This window comes from Paenibacillus sp. GM2, assembly GCF_900069005.2.
Classification (GTDB): domain Bacteria; phylum Bacillota; class Bacilli; order Paenibacillales; family Paenibacillaceae; genus Fontibacillus.
In genome coordinates this window covers 2,408,646-2,433,764 of record NZ_LN831279.1, presented here as the reverse complement: position 1 = coordinate 2,433,764, position 25,119 = coordinate 2,408,646, and the positions used below count along the sequence as shown (strand labels likewise).

The following is a 25,119-nucleotide window of genomic DNA, read 5'->3' as shown; positions in this document are numbered from 1 at the left end:
AGAACATAACCGGAAAAATGCCGATGAAGAGATTCCAACTCAGAGGCGTTCTCGCCAAGATAGAGATGTCTATCCTAAGTTTAACGGACCGCCCGTTATCGCGGAACCAAGTGATTGAAGCAGCATTGTTGCGCTTCAGTAAATTGGGTGGCACCGCGAGCAGAGCGCTCCTCGTCCCAAGGGATGAGGGCGCTCTTTGTATTTTTATCAAAGCCAAAAGGAGCGGTTAGAAATGCTGGATATTCACTGGATTCGAGACCACGCCGCCGAAGTGCAGGCGGCTGCGAACAAGAAAGGGATCGAGGTATCTGTAGAAGAATGCTTGCGGAAGAACGATCGGAGAAAGGAGCTGCTGCGGGAAGTTGAAGGGATGCGAAAGAAGAGAAATGAAGGTTCCGCTCAGGTGGCTGAGCTATTGCAAGCAGGAAAGGCTGATGAAGCCGAGCGAAGCAAAGGCGAGCTCAAGCAGCTTAACGAGCGGATTGCGAGCCTGTCGCAGAAGCTGGATCAAGTGAATAGTGAGCTTGAACGCCTTATGATGCTTATTCCGAATGTCCCTTCTCCCGATACGCCGGAAGGAAGTTCGGATGCGGACAATGTCGAGGTTCGAAGATGGGGAGCGCAGCCATCATGGTCGTTCGATCCGCTTGATCACGTCGATTTGGGCATCCGTCACGATATGATTGACATCCCGCGCGGGGTTAAGGTTGGTGGGAGCCGCAGCTATTATTTGAAGGGGATGGGACTGCTTCTCCATCGCGCCGTTCAGCAGCTCGCACTGGATTTGCTTCTGGAACATGACTTTATTCCGTTTGACGTTCCAATGATGGTTCGCGAAGAAAATATGATGAACACCGGCTTTTTTCCAACCGGCCAAGATCAGGCTTATGCTGTACGGGACGAATCGCTATGGATGGTGGGTACGTCCGAGGTGCCGCTTGTCTCCTATTATGGGGGAGAAATCGTGGATGTGGAGAAGCCAATTAAGCTAGCCGGTATTTCGAATTGTTTTCGCAGTGAGGTCGGGTCAGCGGGAAGGGATGTCCGCGGATTATACCGGGTTCATCAATTTGCCAAAGTGGAGATGGTTGTTATCTGTAAGCCTGATCCTGCCTTGTCGGAACAATTGCTGCAAGAGATTACCGCGCATTCGGAGCAGCTTCTGCAGGCCTTGGAGCTTCCCTATCGGGTGATGGCAGTATGCGCTGGCGATATGTCGCAGAAAACCTACAAGCAGTACGACCTTGAGACCTGGATGCCAAGCCGAAACAATTATGGCGAGACGCACTCGGCATCGGATCTGCATAGCTTCCAGGCGAGAAGGTCGAATATTCGCTGCCGGGATGAGCAAGGGAAGCTGCAATATTGCTATACGTTGAACAACACAGCGGTCGCTTCGCCGAGAATATTAATCCCGCTGCTGGAGAACCATCAGCGGAAGGATGGTTCGATTTCTGTTCCGCCTGCCCTGCGCAAATATTTGGGCGGGCGCACTGAACTGCTACCGCAGAATTAAGGGAATCAGCCTGTTATACAATGCTTTCCTGTATTTATGTCGCATGAGTTTGTTTTAAAGGGCGAACAATAAGTGTGATTTTATCATAACTAAGGAGGTTGTTCAGGTGAGATCTTCCACATTCTTATGCGGAGTTATCCTCGGTGCCGCTGCTGGAGTCATGGCATCCAAACGTAAATTCAACTGGATGTCAATGATGAGCGAGGCAGGTTCAGCTTTGAGCCTGGCGGGTATGAAGACGGGGAAGGAATGCCATAACGGGCAGGCTAGATCGACGAGTAGCCGTGGGAGCACGCTGAGTGCCCAGGTGTTTCCCAGTCAGAGCTCATCGTCCACAGCGGATCATTCGAAGGAATACACTGTAAGCCAGATCAAAGATTTTATTAAGGGGAATCCGGAAGTGTTGCATGAAGTTGAGTCCATTCTTAAGGAAAGCAACACACAGATTCCAGGATTGTAATATCTGAATAGAGCCAACCAGTAGTTGAAACTTGCTTTATGGAATCATTTTTCGCAGAATACGATAATTCGGCGAGAAATGATTCTTTTTTTGCCTAACATTATTACGTGCATTTACGCAAAATAAATGATAACATACATACAAAGAACCATTTCCATCACATATTAAAGCACGTTTCATAATTTGTTATAACAACGGCATGAGAGGAGGATCCTGTATGAGGATAGAAAGACTTGGCCAGGATAAGATACGGATTTTCCTTACTTTTGATGATCTGAGCGAGCGTGGTATTCAGAAAGAGGATATGTGGCAAGAGATTCCCAAGGTTCACGACTTGTTTACTGAAATGATGGATCAGGCATACAAGGAAGTTGGATTCGATGCTACCGGTCCTTTAGCTGTTGAAGTGATCGCTTTGCCTGCACAAGGGATGGTCGTAATTGTTACACGCGGGAAATATGACCATCATCATCCTGGATTTGGGTCGTCTTATGAGGATGAATTGCCGGATGAAGTATATGAAATGGAAGTAACCTTAGAGAGCAGTGACACCATTCTGTATTCTTTCGATGATTTCGAAACATTGATCGAAGCGGCTCACGTTCTTAATCATATGCTTGAAAATGTCGGCAGACTGTATAAATATAATAACAAATGGATTCTGCAAGTAGATCCTGAGCCTCTTGAAGAGACCAAGATACAGGCCATTATCGCAGTTATGGCGGAATTCGGCGATGCTACACCGGTAACCTCAGCTGTGCTGGAGGAATACGGGAGCATAGTCATCGCAGAGAATGCTGTGGAAGTGATATGCAGCCATTTTAAATTACAAAATTAAGCAGACTTTTTAGGTCAGCTATTTTTGAGATAAGGGACGATACAAGGAGGTATCCCGTTTGCTAATTTTCTCAATCTTAACTGCAGCGGTCGCTCCAGGTATCGCCCTGCTTACTTATTTCTATCTCAGGGACAAGTACGATGCTGAACCGTTGCAGATGGTTCTTAAGGTGTTTCTGATCGGATTTCTGGTCATTTTGCCGGTCATGATATTTCAGCGCGGTCTGACGATTTGGCTGGGAGACGGCCCGATGGTGCAAGCTTTTGTTGTCTCCGCCGGCGTTGAAGAGGCGTTAAAATGGTTTGTTCTATTTTATCTTATATATCACCATACCGAGTTTGATGAGCCTTATGACGGTATTCTTTATGCAACGGCCATATCGCTTGGCTTCGCAACCGTCGAGAATGTAATCTATGCCTTTGCCAGCCACGCTACCATGGGAACGATGATGGTCCGAGCTTTGCTGCCGGTATCGGGACATGCCATGTTTGGCGTTATGATGGGATATTACTTGGGTCGTGCGAAATTCTCGACCGGGTGGAGCAACCGGAAGTATTTAATCTTCTCGCTTCTGCTGCCTTTATTCTGGCACGGGGTCTATGATTGGATATTAGATAACTTATCGCAATATTGGATATGGTATATCGTTCCGCTGATGGCTTTTTTCTGGTATGGAGGCTTGGGCAAAATCTATCGGGCGACAAAACGTTCTCCCTTCCGTCTTACTGAGGCGGGAGGTCAAGATTAATATGACTACAAATTGGGCATCCTAAATCCAGATATTGCGGGTAAATGATTCGTTAACTGGAAGGGGTGCCTTTTTGCTATGCGCATCAAAATTACTATAACCTGCAAAGCATGTGGTGAACGTTTTATTTTGCGGGGGAGGAAAGATAAGGATAAAGATCAGATCGAAACAGGCTTTAAGCAGTGTCTATGCGACAATCGCGATGATTTTTTGATCGAGGAAGCACTATAGTTCGGTGTGGATATCCTAATTTTCCAGACTGTATGAATAAAGCTTCTTTTTTCAACTCAAAATAAGCACAGCTTAGATGAAGAAAGGAGCTTTAGCCAATGTATAAACGTTTGAGTGCGATTTTATTTCCTATTGCCACTCTTTTATTAATCGGCGCATTGGTATGGGGTTATCAGGAGAATCAGGAGAAGAACTCGATCTTGATCAAAGCCGAGAACCAATATCAGCGCGCTTTCCATGACTTGTCGTATCACGTCGATCGGCTTCATAGTCAGCTTGGCAACACGCTGGCGGTTCATTCGGCATCGACCGGCTCCCAGCGCAAGGGTCTGGTTAATGTCTGGAGAATTACAAGCGAAGCGCAAAATGAGATCAACCAGCTTCCGCTTACGATGCTCCCTTTCAGCAAGACCGAGGAGTTCCTGTCACGGATCTCTAACTTCTCTTATCAGACAGCGGTTCGCGATTTGACCAAGCAGCCGTTAACGGATAATGAGGTTAAAAATTTGAAAGAGCTCTACAATAGCTCGGCACAAATCTCCAAGGATCTTCAAGACGTTCAGGACAAGGTTATCTCCAATCGTCTGCGTTGGATGGACGTAGAGACCGCCTTGGCGACGAATAAAGAAGCGAAGGATAATACGATTATCGATGGCTTCAAAACGGTGGATAAAAAAGTAGGGGAATACCCTGAGCTTGACTGGGGCCCGTCCGTATCCAGCATGTACACCAAACGGTCGGTGAAGAAGCTGGGCGGGACTCCGATTACAGCGGCGAATATCAAGCAAAAAGCAGCTCAATTTATCGGGCAACAAAACGGTGACATCAAAGTTGTCGAGAATGGACGCGGTACGGAGTGGGCTTCCTACACTGCCAAGTCCAATGGCAAGAAGGATGAGACTTATACGCTGGATTATACCCGTAACGGCGGACATCTGATATCCTATTCCTGCGAACGGACAATTGGACAGAGATCACTAGGCTATAAAGAAGCAAGAGCTGAATCGGAGAAGTTTCTAAAGGAGAAAGGGTACCCTGATATGACTCCGGTATCCTATGATCAATATGACAATATCGGCAGCTTAACCTTTGTTAGTAAACAAGGAGATGTCTTGATCTATCCGGAGAAAGTTACGGTGCGTGTAGGTCTGGACAACGGACAGGTTACCGGGCTTCAGGCCAGTGATTATGTCTATGAGCGTGAGGTCAACCAGAAGATTCCAAAGCCGAAACTGACGGTTGAACAGGCGAGGAAGTATTTGAATTCTGACTTTAAGGAGAAATACAACCGGCTTTCGCTCATTAAGAATGAACTGTCTGACAAAGTGCTGACCTATGAATTTGGCGGTTCAATCAACGGTACGGAATATCGTATTTATATTAATGCAGAGAACGGGACCGAAGAGAATATCGAAGAGGTAAGAAGCAATAAACCAACGAATCAGACGGAGAACTCCAATACCCCACAAAAGCAAAAGAATAAGAAGCAGGCTTAACAACTGCAAAACCCAAACAAGAGCTGGATCGAGCGCCTTTTAAAAAGGAGCTGATCCGGCTCTTCTTGCTTTAATGAAATGTTTTGAAATTCTGTATCTCCTGTCTGGGGATAGCGTGATATAATTTAATGTGTAATGTTGACCTAGGAGGTGAAAGCTTGTACCCGAAAGTAAATGATCTTGTCTACATCCATGTCGCTTCTGTTGACAAGAAGGTGCAAGAGAAGGAGTATAAATCGCGCATTGCCGACGATGATGAAGATTCATTTTTGATTGAAGTACCGATCGAGAGCGGAACAGGGAGACTCAAGCGGCTTGTTATTGGGGACGAGCTTTCTGTATATTTTCTGTCTGAGGGCGGGATCAAGAATTTTTTTAATACATACGTAACCGGCTTTGCAGATGATAAGGTACAGATGATACGGATTCGCAAACCGGAGCCAGAGACGATTACCAAGATTCAACGGAGGGATTTCCTCCGGGTGGTGGCAGATCTGGAGATCGCGGTAAGAATGAAGGACAACGCCCGGTTTGTCACCTATACCGAGGATGTTGGCGGAGGCGGTGTCTCTTTTAAATGCGACAGTAAATACAAGCTTTCCCAAGGGGATCAGTTATATTGCTGGCTGCTGATTCCATACAAGAACGGTTCCATTGATCATGTCCCTTTTGAAGCCGAGATTGTACGCATTAAGAAGCTGGAGACCGATCGATTGATCGCCATGCTGAAGCTGGTCAGTATCTCCGATATGGAGCGTCAGAAGATTATTCGCTACTGCTTTGAACGGCAATTTGACTTCAAGAATCGTTGATCATGGAATGATTCCCCTGCCTCAAATTAGGAAATACCTAAAGAGAGTGTTCCAAAAAGTCGCTGCACCTTTCAATAGCAGACTTTCTGAACTACTCTAATAAGGACAGGGGGCGATCAGGGTGAATGACCGGGACGCACGCGAATATACGGAGCTGTTCTTGCGGGTTTGCAGGCCGATTGAGCGGTGGCTGAGAAGAATTATCCTATTGCTGGTGATCAGTTTATGTCTGCTGCAAGCGGCACTTCGGATCCCTGAAATCAGACATTGGCTTTCATCCGCAGATAAGTTTGAGGGGGTTCCGATTCAACGGGAAAATAGGCGCTAATATTACTCTTTTCGCGCTATTCTCTTTTGCATCCCTTAGTTATGTGTGGTATAATTTTCACGTCGCAGGCAAAGCCTGCTTTTTTCTTGAGACCCGTTTTTGAGGAGGAATGCCCCATTGGCAAGTGCAGCGTCTAAAGCTAACGGCAGAATCAACATCGCGATTGACGGGCCAGCCGGGGCAGGTAAGAGTACTATTGCCCGTAAGGTAGCAGGCAAGTTGTCCTATGTTTATGTAGATACCGGTGCGATGTACCGGGCTGCCACCTGGTCTATGCTCCAGCAAGGCATATCTTCGGAAGATGTGGATCAAGTGTTGCAAGCGGTAAACCGTCTGGAAATCGAGCTGATTCCCGGAGAGAACGGACAGCAGGTGCTGGTTGATGGCAGAGATGTCACAGAAGAGATTCGTTCGATTGCCGTTAACGCCATAGTGTCCCGATATGCGCAAATCGAGGGGCTGCGGAGCAGGCTTGTCTCACTGCAGCAGCAAATGGCTTTGCGTAAAGGGGTCGTCATGGATGGCCGTGATATCGGAACTACGGTGCTCCCGGATGCGGAAGTCAAAATATTTATGACCGCAAGCATTGAGGAGAGAGCTCTTCGCAGATACAAGGAAATGAAGGAACAAAGCGACATCACTTTGGAGCAGCTTGAACTTGATATCGCAGAGCGTGATCGCCTTGACCGGGAACGGACGATATCTCCGCTTCGTCAGGCTGAGGATGCGATTCTACTGGATACGACAAATATGTCGATTGATGAGGTTGCTCAATTTATCGTATCCCGGGCGCAGAGCATACAAGGGAGAGAGGGAGAAGTATAGATGATTTATAGCTTTTGTCGCGCAGTGCTTCGAATAATCTATAAGGCACTGTTCCGTTTGGAAGCGAAGGGAATGGAGAATATTCCTCAAGAAGGGGGAGTGCTGCTATGTGCTAATCATATCAGTCTGCTCGATCCTCCAACGATCGGCATTTTATTGGATCGCAAGGTTCATTTTATGGCCAAGAAGGAATTATTCGATATCGTCGGCCTGGGCTGGCTAATTAAAGAGCTAGGAGCTTTCCCTGTCAAACGCGGCAGCGTAAGCAAGGAATCGATCAAGACTTCCCTGACTTTGCTTCGTGATGGACATGTAATGGGCATTTTTCCTGAAGGCCACCGTGCCAAAGGGGAAGATATGGGAGTAGGCAAGAAAGGGGCCGCAACCTTTGCGCTTCGTAGTGATGCAGCCGTCGTTCCTGCAGCGATTATCGGCAATTATAAGCTTTTTCGTAAAACGATTGTAGTATACGGCGAGCCGATCGATATGGCCCAGTTCAAGGAAGCGCCAAAGACCGAAGCGGTTGATCTGGCCACAGATGCCATTATGTCCCGAATTGCAGAACTGAAACAATCGATATAACTGGAAAACCTATTTTATTGCAAATGCATGAAGATAGGGGATAATTGGTAAGCTATATCCGTGAATTGTTTTGAACTACGCTACTAGCGAGTTTAAATAAATGGTTTTTTTTGAATTGAGGAGGTTATTGACATGTCGGAAGAAACAAAGAATGGCTTGGAAGCCGTTGAGGCAAGCCAAGAAGAAATGGAGCAAATCGTATCCTTGAAAAAAGGGGACACCGTAACAGGAACGATCGTCAAAATCGAGGATAACCAAGCTTATGTCAGCATTGGATATAAATATGACGGCGTTATTCCTATTCGTGAATTGTCCTCCGTCCACCTGGACAACATTGCGGACGCCGTACAGGTTGGTCAAGAGGTTGAGACTAAGGTTGTCAGCATCGACGACGAGAAGGAGCGTCTGGTTCTCTCCAAACGTGCAATCGACAGCGAGAACGCTTGGGATGAATTGCAAGCTCGCTTGGACAGCCAAGAAACCTTCGAAGTTACTGTTGCCGACGTTGTTAAGGGCGGCCTCGTTGTTGACGTAGGTCTGCGCGGCTTCATTCCGGCTTCCATGGTTGAACGCCATTTTGTTGAAGATTTCAGCGATTACAAAGGCCGTACGCTTCGCGTAAAAGTGAAAGAAATCGACAAAGAGAACAACAAAGTAATCCTGTCCCAAAAGGATGTTCTCGATGAAGAATTCGAAGCTAACAAGCAAAAGGTAATGGCTGGCCTTGCTGAAGGTCAAGTAATCGAAGGTACAGTACAGCGTTTGACCCAATTCGGCGCATTTGTTGATGTGGGCGGCGTGGACGGACTTGTACACGTATCTGAAATCTCGTGGAGCCATGTTGACAAACCGGCTGACGTCCTCTTTGAAGGAGATAAAGTCAAGGTTAAAGTCCTCAAGGTTGACCCTGAGAAAGGTAAGATCAGCCTGAGCATCAAAGCTGCTTTGCCAGGACCTTGGGATTCGGCTAGTGAGCAATTCCATATTGGCGATATCGTGAGCGGTGAAGTAAAACGTCTTGTTAATTTCGGAGCGTTTGTTGAAATCGCTCCAGGCGTTGAAGGACTTGTTCATATTTCGCAAATTTCTCATAAACATATCGGCACGCCGTTTGAAGTGTTGAAGGAAGGCCAAACGGTTCAAGTTAAAATTTTGGACCTCAACGCATCTGAAAAACGTGCGAGCCTGAGCATTAAGGAAACGGAAGAAGCACCAGCTCCGGCGCCTAAGAGCGAGAAGCCTTCGAAAGGCAGCAGCGTAAGAAAAGAAGATCTGGGCGATAATCCTAATGTTTCCCTTAGCAACCAAGGACTTAGCATTACTCTGGGCGAACGTTTTGGAGACAAGCTGAGCAAATTGAAATAAGCGGATATTAGCTTTTGAGATCGGCGGACCCTCTTATGTGGGTTCGCTGTTTTTTTTGGCAACACTATAGTTAGCCAATTCAGTATTTTTTTGCTATGATTATTTAGGCGTATTTTTTACGGGATAATCAACAGGAAGTGAATATAGATTTTGAACGATTTTAGGAGGAATGCTTATGGCAAGACCCGTAGTGGCCATTGTCGGTAGGCCGAATGTAGGCAAATCTACAATCTTTAACCGTTTGATTGGCGATCGTCTGGCAATTGTTGAAGACAAGCCGGGAATTACACGGGATCGGATCTACGGCACGGCGGAATGGAATGGGGTACCGTTCAGCGTTATCGACACGGGGGGTATTGAGCTTAGCGATGAAGAACCGATTCTGAAGTTGATTCGGATGCAAGCTGAACTGGCGATTGAGGAAGCTGACGTAATCGTGTTCATGTGTGATGCTAAGACAGGAGTGACCGGTGCGGATGAAGAAGTAGCCACCATGCTCTATCGCAGCGGTAAGCCTGTCATTGTCGCTGTTAACAAGGTAGATAACATCGGGCGTCAGGATTTTATTTATGAATTTTACAATCTCGGCTTCGGCGAGCCTATTGGCGTATCCGGCAGCCACGGCACCGGAATCGGCGATCTGCTGGATGCGATCGTTGAGAATCTGCCAGAGCTGACGGATGATGAGTACGATGAAGATGTGATCCGGGTAGCCTTGATCGGACGTCCGAACGTGGGTAAATCCTCGCTTGTTAATGCGATATTGGGCGAGGAGCGCGTAATTGTCAGCGACATCGCCGGAACAACCCGCGATGCTGTCGATACTCCGTTTGAGAGGGACGGCCAGAAGTATGTATTGATTGATACGGCTGGTATGCGCAAGCGGGGCAAGGTGTACGAGACGACTGAGAAATATAGCGTAATGCGTGCGATGAAGGCAATCGAGCGCGCTGATGTCGTGCTAGTGCTCATCAATGGGGAAGAAGGAATTATTGAACAGGACAAGCATATTGCCGGCTACGCTTATGAAGCAGGCAAGGCTTCTGCATTTGTTGTGAACAAATGGGATGTCGTTGAGAAGGATGACAAGACGATGCACCAGTTTGAGCAGAAGATACGCGATCATTTCTTGTTCATGACCTATGCTCCCGTCGTATTTCTGTCAGCAAAGACGAAGCAAAGACTCCACAAGCTGCTTCCGGTTGTGCAGCATGTTGCTGATCAACATACGAAGCGGATTCAGACTCATCTGCTGAATGATGTCGTCTCGGATGCGGTGGCTATCAACCCGCCGCCAACGGATAAAGGCAGAAGACTGCGGATTAATTATGTGACTCAGGTAGCGGTTAAACCTCCGACGATCGTTGTGTTTGTTAATGATCCGGAGCTGATGCACTTCTCCTATGAACGTTATCTGGAGAATAAGATCCGCGCCGCTTTTGATTTTGAAGGTACGCCGATCCGTCTGTTCACGCGGCGTAAGTCTGATGAGGGTTAGGAGAGGACGACAAGTTGATTTTATCCGTCATTGCAGTTCTTGCTTCTTATTTGCTTGGTTCGGTCAGCTTTAGTGTGGTGATTGCTAAGGCGATCAAGGGAATCGATATTCGTCAGCATGGCAGCGGCAACGCCGGTGCTACTAATACGCTTCGGGTACTTGGAAAAGGGCCGGCGATTCTCGTGTTAACGCTTGATGTGCTGAAAGGGATCGCCGCAGTCTGGATAGGGCGCTGGCTAGGCGATGGTTCTGTATGGTTGCCTGCGCTATGCGGGATTGCGGTTATTATTGGTCATAATTGGCCGGTCTACTTCCGTTTCCGTGGAGGCAAGGGGATTGCTTCCACAATTGGAGTTATGGCATCCCTGTTCTTCTTTCCGGCATTATATGCTGGAATAATCGCGATTCTTTCGATCGTATTTACGAGATACGTGTCTCTAGGTTCATTATTATTCGTGTTGTTAACGCCTGTTTTTCTCGTTATATTTGAAGGCGTTGGTCCATATTTTTGGGTTAGTTTGCTCATTTGTCTCTTTGCGATCTGGAGACATCGGACAAATATCGTCAAGATTCTGCAGGGCAGAGAGAATAAGCTAGGTTCTAAGGGAGGGAGCAACGTTGGCTAGGAAGGTTGCTGTACTGGTAGCGGGAAGTTGGGGAACAGCGCTCGCAAGCGTGCTGGCGGATAAGGAGATGAATGTTGTCATCTGGACTCGCAATGAGTCGCAAAAGGACGAAATCAACCGTCTCCATACCAATGGGCGGTTCCTGCCTGGGGTTACTTTACCTCCGAATTTGACCGCTACGACGGACATGCATGAGGCGATGGACGAGGCTGAGGCCGTAGTTATCGTCGCCCCTTCAGCTGCGATTCGTGAAGTTGCCCGGCAGATGCGTCCATATTGGACGGAAGAGATGTTGGTGGTGCATGCTACCAAGGGCTTTGAAACCGAATCACTCAAGCGTATCTCTACGGTAATTGCGGAGGAACTCGAATGCGAGGAAGGGCAGATCGTCGTTCTCTCCGGACCGAGCCATGCCGAGGAAGTTGTGAAGCGCTGCCCGACGACAGTGGTCGTAGCGGCTCTGGACGACTCAATGGCTATTCGTGCTCAGGATCTGTTCATGAATCCTTATTTCCGCGTTTATACGAATCGCGACATGGTCGGGGTCGAACTGGCGGGAGCGCTGAAGAACATTATCGCGCTTGGCGCGGGGATGTCCGACGGTCTGGGCTTTGGGGATAATGCCAAAGCAGCTTTGCTGACACGCGGACTCGCCGAGATTACTCGAATCGGTGCGGAGATGGGGGCCAATCCGCTTACTTTTGCCGGGCTGGCGGGAGTTGGCGACCTTGTCGTTACTGCGACAAGCCGTCATAGCCGTAACTGGCGTGCTGGTTATATGCTTGGCGAAGGCAAGAAGCTGGAGACGGTGTTAAGTTCTATGGGCATGGTTGTGGAAGGAATTCGCACCACGAAAGCGGCCCATACGCTTTCTGATATGTACAAGGTACAGATGCCGATTACCCAGCAGCTCTATCAGGTTCTGTTCGAGGGTCTCGATCCCAGGACAGCGGTGGAAGCTCTAATGGGGCGCGATAAGAAGACGGAGATGGAACTGATGTCCATCGAGACCTGGGAAACCTGGCATAAGTAGATAAGAGCATACCGTTTTCCGTCAACCAGGAAGCAGGCTGATGGCAGGGGATGGCCTACTTATTTTCTGAGCAGGAAGCCCACTCACCTTTTTCGTTCCGTTCTCATACTATGGGAAAGAGGACAACGGAGGAGGCGAACGAATGAACAATTTTTCCAAGGATGCTCTTAATGCCATCAACAAAAAAAGTGGTAAAAATATAACAGAAGGCACAGTCAAGAAGCTGGCCAGCAATGTGAAGCCGTCTACTATGCAAAATGAAGCCGAGCTGCGCAAGCTGATCAAACAGGTATCAGCGGCTGCCAAGGTGCCGGTTACGGAGAGTACTATAAATGAAATCGTCAGCGCAGTGAAGAAGAGCGGCATGAACGCGAGCAATATGCAAGCTCTGATGAAAATGATGATCAAGAAGTAAGTGGGCATTGATCTCCATTAATCATGGTGCTGCTATGTCGGGAATGGTCCTGCAGGAGATATAAATTCCTGTGGGGCTTTTTTGTTATTTTTATTTTATGCAATCGCGTAGCCTGTTTTCGGTCGAAATGCTATAATATTCATCATATCAATCAATGGAAATTTATAGCGCGTGTTCAAAAAGGTCGCTTTTCCTTGAATGGGCCTTGATCAGATTTTCTTACCGATGGTGGACTTTTTGAATAACCGATTATAGGAGTGTACAATTATGGTTCTGGATGCAATGACCAAAATGTGGCTGTCTATTGCCGCAATTCTCGTCATGGGCTTGTCCGTATTTCTGATTACGTTTGCAAGAACCAAGACGAAAGGGCTGCTTAAGGGGATACTTTCACTGGTTGCTTTCGTAATTATGTTGGCGGGCTTCCTGACGGGACTTATATCGATTACATAGATGGATTTCAGGCAGACTAAGAAAAGAGGGAATGACATGACAGATGGGATCAAGTCTGACATTAATAAGTATCCCGGGATGATCCCTGCATTAACAGAGCTGGCTGCAAGATTGCAGGAAGCGGAAGGCCTTTGGATGCTGGGGGGAAGCAGCAGCTTGCTGCTGCAAGGGGTGGCGATCCCCGCTGCACCGCGGGATATCGATGTATATGCGGATTTAAATGAGGCGAACCGGATTCACGAATTATTGCAGTCTATTGCGGTAGATGAGCCGCATTTCGATCGAACCGAGCGTTATGTCTCTGTATTAAGTCATTACTCTTTAGGCTCGATTTCGATAGAATTGGTCGGGGGATTCGAAGTAAGGTCGGAAGGCGGAGTCTATAGGACGGAGATCGCCGAGGTGCTGGCCTCATCCGCAGTGCAGACGAGGGTGCAGGGACAGTCGCTTAGCTTGATGCCTCTGGCTCATGAGTTCGTCTTTAACGTACTGAGGGGCCGTCCTGACCGTTATGTGAATATTGCCGCTGTGATGCGCAGGGAACCGCAGAAGCATATGCCGCTGCTGGCCGTCCTTCTGAAGCGGAATCAATGGAATCGGGACCAGATCGCAAGGATGGCCGAGCTGTTGGATCAGCCGCTGCTATCATGGCCCTGGCAAGAATCCGACTATTAAGCCTAGCACATAAAGGATTGGAGGATAAGCGCTGATGGGACAGACACAGATAAGATTTAATCCTCCGCAAAAGGTAGTAAAAGTACGCCCAGGGACAAGCGTTCTCCGTGCTGCCCGGGAAGCCAGGGTGCATATCGCCACACGTTGTGGGGGGAAAGCGGCCTGCCTGATGTGCAAGGTCAAGGTGAATCCCGAACATGCCGCTGCGCTGCGGCCTCCTAATGATGCCGAGAGGCGCAAGCTTGGCTCGCTGCTTGACGAAGGATACCGTCTGGCATGCCAGGCAATCATCTGCGGCAGTGCTGAGGTTGAGCTGCCCGAGGACCCTCTGAAGGCGGCGATTAGAAAGCAATTGGAACAGCAAAGGCTGGATGAGATATAAACAAAGGGGGATGCTTGTTGAAACGCTTGAACCGTCATATCGTGAGCCGGCAATCCAGGATTTTTCCGGGTCTGGTTATGCTTGCCTGTCTGCTAATTCTATTATCGGGATGTATGTATCCAGGCGGGCAAGAACAGACCCCTACAAGATCTTACAGGGAGAGCGTCGAGCGTGTTCAACGGGCGCTTGATCAATTCCAGACCGACACGGGCATACTGCCGATCATTACCGCCGGCCCGGAAACGCCGAGATATGAGAAATACCGGATTGATATGATTCAGCTGCATGATAAGGGTTATTTGGAGGAGATGCCAAGCGCCGCATTTGAGCAAGGAGGCAGCGTTTATTTCCTGGTCTTAAATGAGGAAGTGGACCCTACAGTCAAGGTCATGGATCTATTAACCGTTCAGAAAGTAAATGATGTACAGCGAATGGTCGATAGCTACCGCAGCAAGCATGGCGGGGCTTCGCCTGTCCAGGATGGGCCGGAGGCTTACCCGGGTCTGAAACTGGTTGATTTGAAGCTGGCCGATGCACAAGACTATAAGGTGAGCAGTGTTTTCTCCGGTCAGGAGCAGCCGTTTCTTGTAGATGATGAGGGTATCGTCTATCTTGATTATGCCTTTGACATCATGCAGGTGATTGATAAATCCCAGCTGGATGCAAAGGAAGATCAGGAGAAGGATCTTAGAGAATATTTAACGGATCATTCCTATTACGTCCCTGTCAAGTCGCTGCCTTACAGCTGGTCGGAAGGAGCGCCTGCAGCTATGGCAACCGGGAAATAGCGTAACGATTAGTAGTATAAATAGGGCAAGTAATATAGGAATTAAAGAAGATTGCCGGATATTTTTTGGCAGTCTTCTTTTTTTATCCGTCATAACTAACCTCATATAATCATATGGATTCTATGTGGCGGAATCATGCCCGTAGGGCGTCTTTGCGACGCTTCAATTAAAAAAACGGTTTCTCTTGAAATTCCGTCATAAATCCGCGTCTGGTACATATGATGATACTAGTCCAAATGCATGTACGAGTTAACGCCGCTTTCGTTCAGTCTCACTCCACAGCGGTTCGCGGCGGCGGGCACGGGCAAGAGGAGCTGCCGCTCCTATTATAGCAGTAGGCGTTAAGGAATGAGAATGACGAAGCGGATGCTCTCAAAGCATTTTTCCTTCGGCAAAATTTGAGGAGGGGATATCATTGGTATTGGAGAAAGTAGACATTTATAAGGACATTGCCGAACGAACTGGAGGCGACATTTATCTCGGAGTTGTCGGAGCTGTCCGCACAGGGAAATCAACATTTATCAAGCGTTTTATGGAGACCGTCGTACTTCCGAACATCACCAACGAAGCGGATCGGGTCCGCGCAGTGGATGAGCTTCCGCAGAGTGCAGCCGGGAAGACGATTATGACGACAGAGCCTAAATTTGTGCCTAACAATGCGGTACAGATCAAGGTCTCTGAAGGTCTTGAGGTAAATGTAAGGTTAGTAGACTGTGTCGGTTATGCGGTAGAAGGCGCTAAGGGCTACGAGGATGAGAATGGTCCACGCATGATCTCAACGCCTTGGTTCGAAGAACCGATTCCGTTCCAGGAAGCAGCAGAGATTGGCACGCGCAAGGTCATTCAGGAGCATTCCACGCTAGGCGTTGTCGTTACGACGGACGGGACGATTGCTGATATTCCGCGTTATTCCTATGTGGACTCGGAGGAACGGGTAATAGCGGAATTGAAAGAAGTCGGTAAGCCGTTCGTATTGGTTATCAACTCGACAAAGCCGAGTAGCGAGGAAGCACAGCAGCTTCGCGGAGAGCTCGCCGCTAAATATGATATTCCAGTCATCACGCTCAGTGCAGCTACGATGACTGAGGAAGACGTAACAGGCGTTCTGCGAGAGGTACTGTATGAATTTCCGGTTCATGAAGTTAACGTCAATCTGCCGAGCTGGGTTATGGTGCTGAATGAAAACCACTGGCTGCGCAGCAATTACGAGAATTCTGTACGGGATACGGTCAAGGATATCCGCCGTCTGCGGGATGTGGATCGTGTCGTCAGTAATTTTATGGAATACGACTTCATCGACAAGGCTGGCCTCAGCGGTCTCAACATGGGGCAAGGTGTAGCGGAGATTGATCTCTATGCGCCGGATGACCTGTATGACCGCATCTTGATGGAGGTCGTTGGGGTTGAGATTCGCGGCAAGGATCATCTGCTTCAGCTGATGCAGGAATTTTCACACGCCAAGAGGGAGTATGACCGCTTCGCCGAGGCGCTGGAGATGGTCAAGACAACGGGCTACGGCATTGCCGCTCCTTCGCTGGCTGAGATGGCTCTCGACGAGCCGGAACTAATTCGTCAAGGTTCGAGATTCGGTGTACGCTTGAAAGCGACAGCTCCATCGATTCATATGATCCGGGTCGATGTCGAATCGGAATTTGCTCCGATTATCGGGACAGAGAAGCAAAGTGAAGAGCTCGTTCGCTATCTGATGCAGGACTTCGAGAACGATCCGATTAAGATTTGGGAATCCGATATTTTTGGTCGCTCCTTGCATTCGATCGTCAGAGAAGGAATTCAGGGCAAAATTGCCATGATGCCGGATAATGCCCGCTACAAGCTTCAAGAGACGCTCGGCCGCATTATCAACGAAGGCTCCGGCGGCCTGATCGCAATCATCTTGTAAATACATTCAAAGGCTTAGCTGCCAGCACCGGAAGGCCCGGGTGGGTTCAAGATTCGATGTCGGGATAACTTCCTGAATTGCTTCCTGATTCAAGGTGAACGCAGGTCCAAATGAATGAAATATCCGGTTTCCTCCTCTAAGTAACCGTGTGCTGCCGATGGGCTGCATGCGGTTACTTTTTACCTATTCATCGCTACTTGAAGTTAAAGAGCTTGAAAATATTGATTTCCTGTATTACTATAAATTTGTTCCGCGTCACTGAAAAGAGTGTAAAATTCAACTTTTATCAGGTATAAACAGGGGAATCACGCGGTTTAACGTATATTCTGCGGCAAAACGGAAACACAGAATATCAGAGTGAAGTATTTTATAGAGTAGGGAGGTGAATTGTAATGAATAAATCTGATTTGGTATCCAAAGTAGCTGAGAGCACAGAATTGTCCAAGAAGGATGCAACCAAAGCGGTTGATGCTGTATTCGAAGCTATTTCCGAAGCACTTCAAAGCGGAGACAAAGTTCAACTGGTTGGCTTTGGTAACTTTGAAGTTCGTGAGCGTTCCGCACGTAAAGGACGTAATCCGCAAACCGGAGAGGAAATCGAAATCCCTGCGAGCAAGATCCCCGCTTTCAAACCGGGTAAAGCGCTCAAAGACGGAATTAAATAAGATTTCTACATATCTTCTTTTGCGAAGGACCGTGGGCGTTAGTTCACGGCCTTTTCTTTTAGGAGATGTTCTGAAATAGAAAAGGAGCGGTTGATCATGGAGCAGCGTCATCAAGATGAGAATGAAACCTCAAATGGCGGGGATTACTTCGTCGTCAAGGCCAAGGACCAAGGCGTAACGGTCATCGGCTTAACGCGCGGCAAAGACACGCGGTTTCATCATACGGAGAAGCTGGATAAGGGTGAAGTGCTCATTGCGCAGTTTACTGATCATACCTCCGCCGTGAAGGTGAGAGGCAAAGCGGTCGTATATACGAAACATGGGATCATCGATACGGAAGAATGATTTTGGGATTGCAGGCATAGCCTGCTTTTTTCTTTTGTACAATGGAGATAGGGACAGAATAAATACGCGTTTAAAAGGGGGCTCCGATTGGTTTGTTAATCAACAGGGGACTTCTTAAACAACCTTATGAGACTGTATTTCCTTGATTACAGAAGAAGGAGGAAGGCCCATGAGACGGAAATGGCTGCTTCAACTGCTTATCGTATCGATCTTGAGCGTGGTCCTTCTGGCGGTTCTATCCAAACTGGACGGGCGGCTGCTGGAGAATGCAGCGGTCCATACGGTCTTTGCTGCTGGCCAGCCAGGAGAGCTGAACGATGACAATCTGGTAGATGGATTGATTGCGCTGCAGCTTCCTGTGCCCATATCCAAGGTGGATCTGAATGGCGGGATTTTGTCTGTGGATTTGAAGGTCACGGCTGATCAATTCGACAAGGGTCGGTTATATGCCGGGATGGCGGAGTTGAGCTCATTTGCGTTCGAGCGGACGACGAACGTTGATCAGCTGCTGCTGCGCCTGGTTGCCGAGGATCGCTGGCTGGGCACAAAATATTTGCTGCTGGCCGCGGATGTTCATAAGAATGAGTTGCCCCAGGGTGCGCTGGAAATGCTGCGAAATCACGGAGATCAGGAGTTGTCTGATGATTTGCTGCAATGGTTCCATATTACGAGGACGAATTTATGGCGGCAGTCCGTAAATTGAGACAGGTCTTTCGTGCGCTGGGAATTAACATGTGATATAATATACAGGATTGTGGCATCGCTATTTTTAACGATTTGGATGCCAGTAATAGGTGCTCGGAGGCAGAGGATGAGACTTGATCGCATAACGGAACTGGCAAGAAAATATGTTGAATATGACATGATTTCAACTCACACGGAGCTTCCGGACTTCCCGGTACCCCGTGTTCGTTTGCTTTATACGTTTCTGACGGACAGGGAGGACGTGACGCAGAAATCGGCAGAGAACTGCGCGTTAGCGGCTTTTCTAGTACAGACAGGAATGGATACGCACGATCTGATCGATCTTGGCGACGGTGAGCAGCAGGAGAGCAAGATGCGCTCCAGGCAGCTCAAGGTGCTGGCCGGAGACTACTTCAGCAGTGTATTTTATGCCCTGTTAGCAGGAGCTGGAGAGATCGATATGGTATCGGCGATGAGCTCGGCGATATGCGAGGCGAACTCGCTCAAGGTCAAGCTCTATACGAAGCTGAAGCAGATGCTGCTGACGGCCGAGGATTATCTAAAAGAGAGCACTCAGGTGAAGATGTGCCTGTTCCTCGCTTTCTCCGGGCTGCTGGATAAATCCAAGCAGAATGTCTGGAGATTGATGCTTACTGAGTTAAGCCGCTGCGAAGTTGTGATGGATGAATTGAAGCACAGCTCCAGTATACCGGAAAAGCGACGCGGTTACGCTTACTTACATATTCTGGAGACCGGGACGTCGGAAGATAAAGAAATGCTGCGTCGTCATAGTGTCGGAGAACGGGAATGGGGCTCTATGCTCATTAAATACAATATGAAGGAGCAGCTGAGCGGACTGCTGCAGCAGTCTTTAGAACGCGCGCAGATGCTGCTTCAGGAGTGTAGGGGAGACAAGCTTCGCGCCGAGATCCTCTCTGTGCTGGAGCCGTTCCAGAACGTACTATCGATACAGCGCCGAGCGGCGCAGGAAGGCTGAGGTGATCCCCAGAACATGAACAACGTTACTTCCAAACCGAAGGAACAATTCGTTCACTCTGTATTCGAGAGCATCGCTCCCAAATACGATATGATGAACGATCTTCTAAGCTTCCGCCGCCATAAGGCATGGCGTAAATTTACGATGAAGAAAATGAATATGCAGCCGGGAAATACAGCGATCGACCTCTGCTGCGGCACTTGCGACTGGACGATCAGTATGGCTGAGGCGAGCGGGGGGCAGATTACCGGGCTCGACTTCAGCGAGAACATGCTGGAATTCGGACGGAGGAAAGTGAGCGATCGCAATCTCAGTGACAAGATTTCTCTCGTACAGGGGAATGCGATGGCGCTGCCGTTCGAGGATAATAGCTTTGATTATGCAACGATCGGATTTGGGCTTAGAAATGTACCGGATCTGTATCAGGTGCTGCGCGAAATGCGCCGCGTCGTGAAACCAGGCGGCATGGTCGTATGTCTGGAACTGTCCAAGCCGACCTGGCAGCCGTTCAAAGGCATTTATTATTTCTATTTTCAGAAGATGCTTCCGCTACTAGGCAAGATGGTGGCGAAGAGATATGAACAATACAAGTGGCTGCCTGACTCGCTGGCCTCGTTCCCAGGTCGTGAGGAGCTTAAGGAAGCGTTCCGCGAGACGGGATTGGAACGAGTTGAGGCTTATCCTCTTACCGGCGGCATAGCTGCTTTACACATTGGAATCAAGGAGTCGCCATAATGCTAAAAAAGACGATCACATTTCTGCAGATGATCAAGTTTGAACATACGATTTTCGCCTTGCCCTTCGCTTTTATGGGGGCGTTACTCGGCTCGGTGGCTATCAACCATGTGCTGCCAACCTGGGCACAGATCGGTTGGGTACTTATGGCCATGTTCGGAGCGCGCAGCGCAGCGATGGGGTTGAATCGTCTGATCGACCGGGTCAGCGATGCCAGGAACCCGCGCACCAAGGGGCGCGCCATACCGGCAGGGCTGTTGAAGATCGGCGAGGTTATTGCCTTTATCATTTTCTCTTTTGTATTATTGTTCTGGGCCGCAGCGGAGCTGGAGCCGCTATCTATGAAGCTGCTGCCGATCGCAGTCGTGATGCTGGTACTGTATTCTTATACGAAGCGCTTCACTTGGCTCTGCCATGTTGTGCTTGGGCTTACCGTTGCCTTAGCTCCTCTGGGCGGTTGGGCGGCCGTAACTGGCAAGGTCGATGCCTCCGCTATGGTCCTCTATCTGACAATATCCTTCTGGATCGCCGGATTTGATATTATTTACGCTTGCCAGGATGTTGAATTTGATGCGAAGGAAGGTCTGCACTCGATTCCGGTGAGATTCGGCGTTGCAGGCGCGCTCAAAATTGCTAAGGCATTCCATATTGCTACTGCGCTTGGTTTCGTATTGCTCTTATTCCTGGCCAATCTCGGCTGGTGGTATATTGCAGGTATGGTTATCGCTTATCTGATTCTATTCTATGAGCATCATATTGTGTCTCCTACGGATCTCAGCCGTCTGCAAACTGCATTTTTTAATATGAATGGAGTATTGAGTATCGTCGTCTTCACCTTTACGCTAATTGATTTGGTGGTGCAAAGCCATTGATGAGTCAGAACAGACGAAAAGCGATGGTTGTTGGCATCACGGGAGCAAGCGGGTCGATCTATGGGGTGAAGCTGATTCAAACCTTGCTTGGGGTTGGTTATAATGTGCATCTGGTTGTTTCCAATGCCGGCTGGCGGGTGATCAAGGAGGAGCTTGGCTGGGATGTATCCGATCGCAACCGTCTCATTGAAGAACATTTTAGCGGCTATGAGGGAGATTGTGTCTATCATCCGATTAATGATATCGGGGCGTCGATCGCCAGCGGGTCTTATCTGGTAGAGGGCATGATTGTGATGCCTTGCTCGATGGGCACCTTGTCTTCGATCGCTAATGGGACCTCGGATAACCTGATGGCGCGGGCGGCCGATGTTATGCTGAAAGAGGCTCGTCCGCTCGTGCTTGTTCCAAGGGAGACTCCGCTGCATGCCATTCATTTGGAGAATATGTTGAAGCTGGCCAGGCTGGGAGTAAGAATCATCCCTGCTATGCCGGCGTTTTATTTCGGTCCTACCAGCATCGATGATTTAGTGTCTTTTCTGGTAGGGAAGGTTCTGGATAATCTAAGAATCGAACATGCCTTGTTTAAGAGATGGGGGGATCACAATGAACAAGCGGGAAAATGACGACATCCTCATCGGCAAAATCAAATATACGAACTGCTGGCCGATGTTCCATCACTTTAAGCCTGATGCCCTTTCGCAGAAGGCAAGTCTCGTTACGGAAGTACCGTCTTTACTAAATCGTAGGATGCTTGAAGGGTCGCTGGACATCTCGCCGGTCTCCTCCTTTGCTTTTGGTTACGGTGCGGAACAGTTCGTTCTGCTGCCGGAGCTGTCGGTTAGCTCCAACGGCCCGGTAAATTCCATTTTGCTCTTCTCACGCAAGCCGCCGGAACAAATTCGGAACGGAGTGATCGCGTTAACGAACACTTCGGCGACCTCGGTAAACTTATTGAAGATCATTATGGAGAAAGCATATGGGGGAAGCCCAACCTATTGGGATAGCGAGCCTGATCTGGATCTTATGATGGCGAACAGCGACGCCGCTCTGCTGATTGGGGACAACGCGATTTCAGCCTCCTGGCACAATCGGGAGTTTATCGTTACGGATTTAGGGGAAGTCTGGAAACGATGGACAGGGTATGGAATGACGTTTGCCGTATGGGCGGTTCAGAAATCATTCGCCGAGAATCGGCCTGAATTGCTTGCCGAGGTGAGCCGTGCTTTCCATGAAAGCAAGCGCAGAAGCTTAAGCGATCTGTCTTCGCTGGTTGAAGAGGCATGCAGGGAAATTGGGGGCACTCGCGATTACTGGCGTCATTATTTTAACAATTTGTGCTATGATTTTACTGAGCAGATGCAGAACGGGTTAGCCTTGTACTTCTCTTACGCCTATGAGATGGGGCTGCTGAAGCACAAGGTACATATCCATGTATGGAATGAGAATATGCTGACACGGGTGAAAGAATGAAGCTAATAGACATTTTCGGCGCGCTGAAAAAGGATATGGATTTTATTGAACGGCAGCTCTACAAAAGTATTGAAGGCGGGGATGAACTGCTGAGTGAGACGAGCCTTCATTTGCTGAAGGCGGGCGGTAAGCGGCTTCGCCCTGTATTTGTCTTGCTTGGCGGAAAGTTCGGACAATATGATCTCGAGAAGCTGCAGCATGTGGCTGTCCCGCTGGAATTGATCCATTCCGCCTCTCTCGTCCATGACGATGTTATCGACGATGCTGGAACACGTCGCGGCAAGCCTACCGTCAAGGCGAAATGGGACAACAGAATTGCAATGTATACCGGCGATTACATATACGCCAGGGCTTTGATGATGGCTACAGAGCTGAAAAATCCGGAGATTCACCGGACCCTTGCCAAAGCGATGGTACAAATGTCGATTGGCGAGATGGAGCAGATCCGTGATTTTTTTAATACGGAGCAATCGGTGCGTAATTACTTGCTAAGAATTCGCCGTAAGACGGCACTTCTTATCGCAATCAGCTGTCAGCTGGGTGCGCTCGCTGCCGAGGCTCCCAAAGAGATCCACTCGCTGCTGTACCAATATGGCTATAATGTCGGTATGGCTTTTCAAATTCGCGATGACCTGCTTGATCTATGCGGAACAGAGAAGACCATTGGCAAGCCACCGGGCAGTGATATGAGGCAGGGCAACATCACTTTGCCAGTCATCTATGCGCTGCAGGAAGAGAAGCTTCGGGAGCCGCTGCTTGCCGAGATCCGCGGAATTCATGCTGGCGATGGAAGCGGCAGCGTGTCCAAAGCGATCGATATGATCGTCTCAAGTCAGGGAATTACCCGTGCGGAGCAGTTGGCCGACCGCTTTATTGATAAAGCGATGAATGCTTTGGCGGGCTTGCCGGAAATGAAGCCAAGAGCGCATCTGAAGGAAATCGCTTTATTTATTAACAGGCGCACCTATTGAATACTACTTAACGGAACGCCATTTTTCTGTTAAAATACCAATGAAACCGCTATCTATAAATTTTTTCATGTAGAATGACAATGTAAAAATCGGGGGAGATTGCCTTGGAACGAACTTTTTTAATGGTAAAACCGGATGGTGTACAGCGCGGACTCATTGGTAGAATCGTTAGCAGATTTGAAGACAAGGGGTTCAAATTGGTTGCCGGTAAGCTGGTTCTAGTTACTGAAGAGCAAGCTAAACGTCATTATGCCGAGCATGAAGGCAAGAGCTTCTTTGGTGAATTGGTTGACTTTATTACGTCCGGTCCTGTGTTCGCTATGGTCTGGGAGGGCGATGATGTAATCGCTTTGTCAAGGCTCGTTATCGGTAAGACCAAGGTGACAGAGGCGCTTCCAGGTACGATTCGCGGTGATTTTGCGGCTCACACGCCATTTAATTTGATTCATGGCTCGGATAGCCCGGAGAGTGCTGAGCGGGAGATCGCTAACTTCTTCGAGTCGGAAGAATTACCGGGATATCAGAAGACGATTGACTCATGGATATAAATAAAATCGGATTTGGCGCGCTGCAGACAGAATCGTCAGATTATGATGCTGCCGATTATGCGGGATTCATTCAGAATGTAAAGCATAGTACAGGCATCGATTTGGCCCAGTACAAAGAAGCGCAAATGAAACGCCGTCTGACAACGCTGCGCAACAAAAACGGATACTCCAGCTTCACTTCCTTTTTCAAGGCGATGATGGATAACAAAACTCTGTTTTATGAGTTTCTGGATAAGATGACGATCAATGTATCTGAATTCTGGCGCAACCCGAACCGCTGGGAGGTGCTCCGCGATAAGGTGCTGCCCGTGCTCAGCAACGGGAGATCACGAATGAGAATATGGAGCGCTGCTTGTTCAACGGGGGAAGAGCCTTATACCTTGGCAATGATCCTTGCTGATCAAGGGCTGCTGCAAAGTACATATCTATTGGCCACGGATATTGATGAAGGGGCGTTATCCAAAGCGGCGCAAGGCCTATACCTGGAACGCTCGCTGAAGGATGTTCCGGCCGAGGTGAGCAAGCGGTACTTTACCCAGGACGGCATGATGTATCGGTTCGACGAAGGTCTGAAGAAGCAGGTCACCTTCAAGAAGCAAAATCTGCTGGCCGATTCTTTTGAGGAAGGCTTTGATCTGATCGTATGCCGCAATGTAATGATCTACTTCACCGAAGAGGCGAAGCATGATCTGTACCATAAATTTGCCCAGGCGTTACGACCGGGAGGGGTCCTCTTCGTTGGCAGCACCGAGCAGATCTTCTCGCCGGGGCAATATGATCTGGAGACTTCAGAGACTTTCTTCTACCGCAAAAAAGCTTGATCCCACGCAGTATATTCCTGATGCTCTTGTCCGATAATGA

The 25,119-nt window shown here is 48.6% G+C and carries 30 protein-coding genes; all 30 read left to right on the top strand.

The features are described 5' to 3' along the window. Positions 1 to 232: 232 nt before the first annotated feature. Complete coding sequence (gene serS / locus BN1360_RS20770; RefSeq protein WP_068781765.1) at positions 233 to 1,516, top strand: serine--tRNA ligase; 1,284 nt, start codon at positions 233 to 235, stop codon at positions 1,514 to 1,516. 106 nt (positions 1,517 to 1,622) lie between these two features. After that, complete coding sequence (locus BN1360_RS20765) at positions 1,623 to 1,976, top strand: hypothetical protein (RefSeq protein WP_068781764.1); 354 nt, start codon at positions 1,623 to 1,625, stop codon at positions 1,974 to 1,976. A gap of 217 nt (positions 1,977 to 2,193) precedes the next feature. Then, entirely contained in the window at positions 2,194 to 2,814 is a 621-nt protein-coding gene (locus BN1360_RS20760) for a genetic competence negative regulator (RefSeq protein ID WP_068781763.1), read from the top strand. Between the two features lie 58 nt (positions 2,815 to 2,872). Continuing rightward, positions 2,873 to 3,562, top strand: a complete 690-nt coding sequence (gene prsW / locus BN1360_RS20755) for a glutamic-type intramembrane protease PrsW (protein WP_068781762.1) — start codon at positions 2,873 to 2,875, stop codon at positions 3,560 to 3,562. Between the two features lie 329 nt (positions 3,563 to 3,891). Next, complete coding sequence (gene ypeB, locus BN1360_RS20750; RefSeq protein ID WP_068781761.1) at positions 3,892 to 5,289, top strand: germination protein YpeB; 1,398 nt, start codon at positions 3,892 to 3,894, stop codon at positions 5,287 to 5,289. A gap of 158 nt (positions 5,290 to 5,447) precedes the next feature. Then, positions 5,448 to 6,101 carry a flagellar brake protein gene (locus tag BN1360_RS20745; RefSeq protein WP_179014135.1) on the top strand — a complete coding sequence of 218 codons (654 nt, stop codon included), beginning with the start codon at positions 5,448 to 5,450 and terminating at the stop codon, positions 6,099 to 6,101. 121 nt (positions 6,102 to 6,222) lie between these two features. Next, entirely contained in the window at positions 6,223 to 6,429 is a 207-nt protein-coding gene (locus tag BN1360_RS20740) for a hypothetical protein (protein WP_218652900.1), read from the top strand. A gap of 117 nt (positions 6,430 to 6,546) precedes the next feature. Beyond that, the gene (cmk, locus tag BN1360_RS20735; RefSeq protein WP_068781758.1) at positions 6,547 to 7,254 is read left to right on the top strand and encodes a (d)CMP kinase; all 708 of its coding nucleotides are present in this window, start codon (positions 6,547 to 6,549) and stop codon (positions 7,252 to 7,254) included. After that, on the top strand, positions 7,255 to 7,836 hold the full coding sequence (locus BN1360_RS20730; protein ID WP_068781757.1) for a lysophospholipid acyltransferase family protein: 582 nt from the start codon (positions 7,255 to 7,257) through the stop codon (positions 7,834 to 7,836). A 132-nt stretch (positions 7,837 to 7,968) separates the two neighbouring features. Then, positions 7,969 to 9,201 (top strand): 30S ribosomal protein S1, encoded by a 1,233-nt coding sequence (rpsA, locus tag BN1360_RS20725; protein ID WP_068781756.1) that lies wholly within the window; start codon positions 7,969 to 7,971, stop codon positions 9,199 to 9,201. 175 nt (positions 9,202 to 9,376) lie between these two features. Then, entirely contained in the window at positions 9,377 to 10,699 is a 1,323-nt protein-coding gene (gene der, locus BN1360_RS20720; protein ID WP_068781755.1) for a ribosome biogenesis GTPase Der, read from the top strand. Between the two features lie 14 nt (positions 10,700 to 10,713). Further along, positions 10,714 to 11,325 (top strand): glycerol-3-phosphate 1-O-acyltransferase PlsY, encoded by a 612-nt coding sequence (gene plsY / locus BN1360_RS20715; protein WP_068781754.1) that lies wholly within the window; start codon positions 10,714 to 10,716, stop codon positions 11,323 to 11,325. Continuing rightward, positions 11,318 to 12,358: an NAD(P)H-dependent glycerol-3-phosphate dehydrogenase gene (locus BN1360_RS20710; protein ID WP_068781753.1), complete on the top strand. Its 1,041-nt coding sequence runs from the start codon at positions 11,318 to 11,320 to the stop codon at positions 12,356 to 12,358. The genes plsY and BN1360_RS20710 overlap by 8 nt, the downstream gene beginning before the upstream one ends. A 142-nt stretch (positions 12,359 to 12,500) precedes the next feature. After that, positions 12,501 to 12,773, top strand: a complete 273-nt coding sequence (locus BN1360_RS20705; protein ID WP_068781752.1) for a stage VI sporulation protein F — start codon at positions 12,501 to 12,503, stop codon at positions 12,771 to 12,773. A 273-nt stretch (positions 12,774 to 13,046) separates the two neighbouring features. Beyond that, positions 13,047 to 13,226, top strand: coding sequence for a DUF2768 family protein (locus tag BN1360_RS20700; RefSeq protein ID WP_068781831.1), 180 nt, complete (start codon positions 13,047 to 13,049; stop codon positions 13,224 to 13,226). Positions 13,227 to 13,262: 36 nt separating this feature from the next. Beyond that, on the top strand, positions 13,263 to 13,901 hold the full coding sequence (locus tag BN1360_RS20695; protein WP_069188394.1) for a nucleotidyltransferase family protein: 639 nt from the start codon (positions 13,263 to 13,265) through the stop codon (positions 13,899 to 13,901). Positions 13,902 to 13,935: 34 nt separating this feature from the next. Continuing rightward, on the top strand, positions 13,936 to 14,283 hold the full coding sequence (locus BN1360_RS20690; protein ID WP_068781751.1) for a 2Fe-2S iron-sulfur cluster-binding protein: 348 nt from the start codon (positions 13,936 to 13,938) through the stop codon (positions 14,281 to 14,283). Between the two features lie 17 nt (positions 14,284 to 14,300). Continuing rightward, positions 14,301 to 15,071, top strand: coding sequence for a DUF3939 domain-containing protein (locus tag BN1360_RS20685; RefSeq protein ID WP_229521067.1), 771 nt, complete (start codon positions 14,301 to 14,303; stop codon positions 15,069 to 15,071). A 421-nt stretch (positions 15,072 to 15,492) separates the two neighbouring features. After that, positions 15,493 to 16,971 carry a stage IV sporulation protein A gene (spoIVA, locus tag BN1360_RS20680; RefSeq protein ID WP_068781828.1) on the top strand — a complete coding sequence of 493 codons (1,479 nt, stop codon included), beginning with the start codon at positions 15,493 to 15,495 and terminating at the stop codon, positions 16,969 to 16,971. A 392-nt stretch (positions 16,972 to 17,363) separates the two neighbouring features. Next, a complete protein-coding gene (locus tag BN1360_RS20675) occupies positions 17,364 to 17,636 on the top strand; it encodes an HU family DNA-binding protein (RefSeq protein WP_068781750.1) in 273 nt (90 codons plus the stop codon). Between the two features lie 96 nt (positions 17,637 to 17,732). Then, positions 17,733 to 17,981 carry a trp RNA-binding attenuation protein MtrB gene (gene mtrB, locus BN1360_RS20670; RefSeq protein ID WP_068781749.1) on the top strand — a complete coding sequence of 83 codons (249 nt, stop codon included), beginning with the start codon at positions 17,733 to 17,735 and terminating at the stop codon, positions 17,979 to 17,981. 169 nt (positions 17,982 to 18,150) lie between these two features. Continuing rightward, positions 18,151 to 18,684, top strand: a complete 534-nt coding sequence (locus BN1360_RS20665) for a hypothetical protein (protein ID WP_068781748.1) — start codon at positions 18,151 to 18,153, stop codon at positions 18,682 to 18,684. 108 nt (positions 18,685 to 18,792) lie between these two features. Further along, complete coding sequence (locus BN1360_RS20660) at positions 18,793 to 19,662, top strand: heptaprenyl diphosphate synthase component 1 (protein WP_068781747.1); 870 nt, start codon at positions 18,793 to 18,795, stop codon at positions 19,660 to 19,662. A gap of 15 nt (positions 19,663 to 19,677) precedes the next feature. Further along, complete coding sequence (locus BN1360_RS20655; RefSeq protein ID WP_068781746.1) at positions 19,678 to 20,397, top strand: demethylmenaquinone methyltransferase; 720 nt, start codon at positions 19,678 to 19,680, stop codon at positions 20,395 to 20,397. Further along, on the top strand, positions 20,397 to 21,269 hold the full coding sequence (locus BN1360_RS20650; RefSeq protein WP_068781745.1) for a UbiA-like polyprenyltransferase: 873 nt from the start codon (positions 20,397 to 20,399) through the stop codon (positions 21,267 to 21,269). Before BN1360_RS20655 ends, BN1360_RS20650 begins: the two co-directional genes overlap by 1 nt. Then, positions 21,269 to 21,892, top strand: a complete 624-nt coding sequence (locus BN1360_RS20645) for a UbiX family flavin prenyltransferase (protein WP_068781744.1) — start codon at positions 21,269 to 21,271, stop codon at positions 21,890 to 21,892. Before BN1360_RS20650 ends, BN1360_RS20645 begins: the two co-directional genes overlap by 1 nt. Continuing rightward, on the top strand, positions 21,873 to 22,739 hold the full coding sequence (locus BN1360_RS20640; RefSeq protein WP_068781743.1) for a menaquinone biosynthesis protein: 867 nt from the start codon (positions 21,873 to 21,875) through the stop codon (positions 22,737 to 22,739). Before BN1360_RS20645 ends, BN1360_RS20640 begins: the two co-directional genes overlap by 20 nt. Then, positions 22,736 to 23,710 carry a polyprenyl synthetase family protein gene (locus BN1360_RS20635; protein ID WP_068781742.1) on the top strand — a complete coding sequence of 325 codons (975 nt, stop codon included), beginning with the start codon at positions 22,736 to 22,738 and terminating at the stop codon, positions 23,708 to 23,710. The genes BN1360_RS20640 and BN1360_RS20635 overlap by 4 nt, the downstream gene beginning before the upstream one ends. A gap of 104 nt (positions 23,711 to 23,814) precedes the next feature. After that, a complete protein-coding gene (ndk, locus tag BN1360_RS20630; RefSeq protein ID WP_068781741.1) occupies positions 23,815 to 24,258 on the top strand; it encodes a nucleoside-diphosphate kinase in 444 nt (147 codons plus the stop codon). Further along, positions 24,249 to 25,079, top strand: coding sequence for a CheR family methyltransferase (locus BN1360_RS20625; protein ID WP_082790152.1), 831 nt, complete (start codon positions 24,249 to 24,251; stop codon positions 25,077 to 25,079). The genes ndk and BN1360_RS20625 overlap by 10 nt, the downstream gene beginning before the upstream one ends. The last annotated feature ends 40 nt before the right edge of the window (positions 25,080 to 25,119 follow it).

Coding starts and splice junctions, on each gene's coding strand:
- BN1360_RS20655 (WP_068781746.1), top strand. CDS start 19,678: ATGAACAACGTTACTTCCAAACCGAAGGAACAATTCGTTCACTCTGTA.
- BN1360_RS20760 (WP_068781763.1), top strand. CDS start 2,194: ATGAGGATAGAAAGACTTGGCCAGGATAAGATACGGATTTTCCTTACT.
- BN1360_RS20730 (WP_068781757.1), top strand. CDS start 7,255: ATGATTTATAGCTTTTGTCGCGCAGTGCTTCGAATAATCTATAAGGCA.
- BN1360_RS20705 (WP_068781752.1), top strand. CDS start 12,501: ATGAACAATTTTTCCAAGGATGCTCTTAATGCCATCAACAAAAAAAGT.
- ypeB (WP_068781761.1), top strand. CDS start 3,892: ATGTATAAACGTTTGAGTGCGATTTTATTTCCTATTGCCACTCTTTTA.
- BN1360_RS20635 (WP_068781742.1), top strand. CDS start 22,736: ATGAAGCTAATAGACATTTTCGGCGCGCTGAAAAAGGATATGGATTTT.
- serS (WP_068781765.1), top strand. CDS start 233: ATGCTGGATATTCACTGGATTCGAGACCACGCCGCCGAAGTGCAGGCG.
- BN1360_RS20625 (WP_082790152.1), top strand. CDS start 24,249: ATGGATATAAATAAAATCGGATTTGGCGCGCTGCAGACAGAATCGTCA.
- der (WP_068781755.1), top strand. CDS start 9,377: ATGGCAAGACCCGTAGTGGCCATTGTCGGTAGGCCGAATGTAGGCAAA.
- BN1360_RS20675 (WP_068781750.1), top strand. CDS start 17,364: ATGAATAAATCTGATTTGGTATCCAAAGTAGCTGAGAGCACAGAATTG.
- mtrB (WP_068781749.1), top strand. CDS start 17,733: ATGGAGCAGCGTCATCAAGATGAGAATGAAACCTCAAATGGCGGGGAT.
- BN1360_RS20640 (WP_068781743.1), top strand. CDS start 21,873: ATGAACAAGCGGGAAAATGACGACATCCTCATCGGCAAAATCAAATAT.
- BN1360_RS20665 (WP_068781748.1), top strand. CDS start 18,151: ATGAGACGGAAATGGCTGCTTCAACTGCTTATCGTATCGATCTTGAGC.
- BN1360_RS20690 (WP_068781751.1), top strand. CDS start 13,936: ATGGGACAGACACAGATAAGATTTAATCCTCCGCAAAAGGTAGTAAAA.
- BN1360_RS20695 (WP_069188394.1), top strand. CDS start 13,263: ATGACAGATGGGATCAAGTCTGACATTAATAAGTATCCCGGGATGATC.
- BN1360_RS20650 (WP_068781745.1), top strand. CDS start 20,397: ATGCTAAAAAAGACGATCACATTTCTGCAGATGATCAAGTTTGAACAT.
- rpsA (WP_068781756.1), top strand. CDS start 7,969: ATGTCGGAAGAAACAAAGAATGGCTTGGAAGCCGTTGAGGCAAGCCAA.
- BN1360_RS20660 (WP_068781747.1), top strand. CDS start 18,793: ATGAGACTTGATCGCATAACGGAACTGGCAAGAAAATATGTTGAATAT.
- BN1360_RS20645 (WP_068781744.1), top strand. CDS start 21,269: ATGAGTCAGAACAGACGAAAAGCGATGGTTGTTGGCATCACGGGAGCA.